Origin of the sequence: Polaribacter sp. Z014, from assembly GCF_023555435.1 — a bacterium.
In the GTDB taxonomy this organism is placed as follows: Bacteria; Bacteroidota; Bacteroidia; order Flavobacteriales; family Flavobacteriaceae; genus Polaribacter.
The window spans coordinates 1-1,896 of sequence record NZ_JALCZP010000067.1 but is presented as its reverse complement, the minus strand read 5'-3'; the positions used below and the strand labels follow the sequence as shown (position 1 = coordinate 1,896).

3 protein-coding genes are annotated in these 1,896 nt (G+C 26.7%); all 3 read right to left on the bottom strand.

Annotated elements, in window-relative coordinates:
- Positions 1–93: 93 nt before the first annotated feature.
- Positions 94–432, bottom strand: coding sequence for a hypothetical protein (locus MPF19_RS18890; RefSeq protein ID WP_166388058.1), 339 nt, complete (start codon positions 430–432; stop codon positions 94–96).
- Entirely contained in the window at positions 425–706 is a 282-nt protein-coding gene (locus MPF19_RS18885; protein ID WP_249989830.1) for a hypothetical protein, read from the bottom strand. Before MPF19_RS18885 ends, MPF19_RS18890 begins: the two co-directional genes overlap by 8 nt.
- A gap of 230 nt (positions 707–936) precedes the next feature.
- Complete coding sequence (locus tag MPF19_RS18880; RefSeq protein ID WP_249989829.1) at positions 937–1,767, bottom strand: hypothetical protein; 831 nt, start codon at positions 1,765–1,767, stop codon at positions 937–939.
- Positions 1,768–1,896: the final 129 nt, after the last annotated feature.

Here is a 1,896-nt window from a genome sequence, read left to right as displayed (position 1 = left end):
CAAGCAACTAATTTAGTAAATAATTACCGACCAAGAAAGTCCGCGAGGACTTTCGTAAGTAGGCGAGAAGCCAGCAATAAATTATATACGGTGTTATGCACAGGCTTTGTTTTTCCATTTTTCCATTAATAGAAGTGATAATATTACAATTCCTAATAATGGGTAAAATAAAGTTGCAATACAAGTCAAAACTATGTGATTTAATTTATATTTTTTTAAGTCCATTGCTATTAAAATTACAATGACTAAACGAATTAGATAGTCAATGTAAGTTGGCAAAGAATTAATAAATGAGTAAGATTCAAAGTCGTTTGAATTCAAAATTCCTTTCTGCATAATAATCGGCTGAATATAAATCCAAGCCATTCCAACAATCGACCAAAGAATTAAAAGGACAATGTACTTATTCAAAATTTTCAAAAGTCTATTCATTCAGTTCAATTTTAGTTTGATTAATTTTATTACTTGCTACTGATAATAAGAAAAGAATAATTCCTATAAAAGCAGAGAAAAAAGTCATAATTAATATGAGTGGTGAATTCATTTTCTCCTTTTTAAAATCTTTAGCTAAAAAAATTATAAAAACAAGATTAATTATATATTCAAATCCTGAACTTAAATAACTACCACTTAAAGTTGAAGTTCCGCCATTTGGTAATTCAGACGTCAATAAATCTGGAAACGTAATTAAAATAATTCCAGCCAAGATTCGGGAAAATACAATTCCAATTATGAGAAGTAAAGAATATTTTTTTATTAAATCACTCATTTTGTAGGTTCGCAGGATTTTTTTTTCAGCTTGTGCATAACGTTGTTGTGTATTGAAAGTTGCGTTTTAAGTGAACGGCTATTTTCCGCAGGAAAATTGTTGTTCACAAAAAAGCAACTACTTTTGGTTAGGCTAAATATAGCAATTTTTAATACACGGTGTTAGGCTTAGTTATTGTTAACATTTAGACTTTCTCTAACTTTTATTTTTACATTTTCAGAAAACAATTCATCTTCATTTGAAATTGTAGGATTTAGCCCGTGTACAATTCCATTTCTTAATGAAATAAGTTTTAATAAATCACTTTCTAATTTATTGTCAAATTTATTTTCTTTAGTAAGTATTGTAACCAGTTTTCTATTAGGTATTCTTTTCATTTTAATAGACTCATAATCTGTTAGGTTTTCATACAGTAAACTACTTCCATATTTCTGTAAGATATATTCGATTTCATTGTAGTTCTTTAAAAAATCTTCTAAACTACCTCTTTCACCGTTTTCGTTTGTTGTATATTTTCTTCGCAATTCTTCACTTGCAAATTCAAAACTATTTGGACTAAGTATTTTGAGTATAAATGATACAATAAAAAGTAAAGAACCAATAACAATTATTCCAGTTATGTTAATAGTAATATCTAAAATTGATTTATGTGCAGAAGACTCAAGAACTATATTTAAAAAACATAATATAATTGAAGTTACTGTAAAACTACTTATTATTGAGATTAATCGAAAGTATTCTTCTTTAAGTATTGTTATAATTTCTTGGTATGATTCATCTCTTTCGTATTTTCTATCTAATTCATTGCGTAAAAATATATAACCTGTAATAATTAATCCAAAAATTGCTGCAATAACTTGTGATGCTGCAGAGAATAAATACAAAATTTGGTTTTCATTTAATATGAAAATTGGATTAATAAAATAAATAGTAAATGTTACTATTGTAATAATTATTAATAATATGAAATTTGATTTCTCAATTCTAGTTTCTTTCATTTTTTTATTAATTAAGCCTAACGTTGTTGTATAGGCTTTGTTGCGTTGTTTAAGCAGTGAATTTAGTAAATAAAACACGAACGGCGAAATTCCGGAGGAATTTCCCAAGTGAGCTAAAACCAGCAATAA

What these genes read in the sequence shown, in the direction of transcription:
- MPF19_RS18890 (WP_166388058.1), bottom strand. Translation starts at nt 432, where the DNA reads ATGAATAGACTTTTGAAAATTTTGAATAAGTACATTGTCCTTTTAATT.
- MPF19_RS18880 (WP_249989829.1), bottom strand. Translation starts at nt 1,767, where the DNA reads ATGAAAGAAACTAGAATTGAGAAATCAAATTTCATATTATTAATAATT.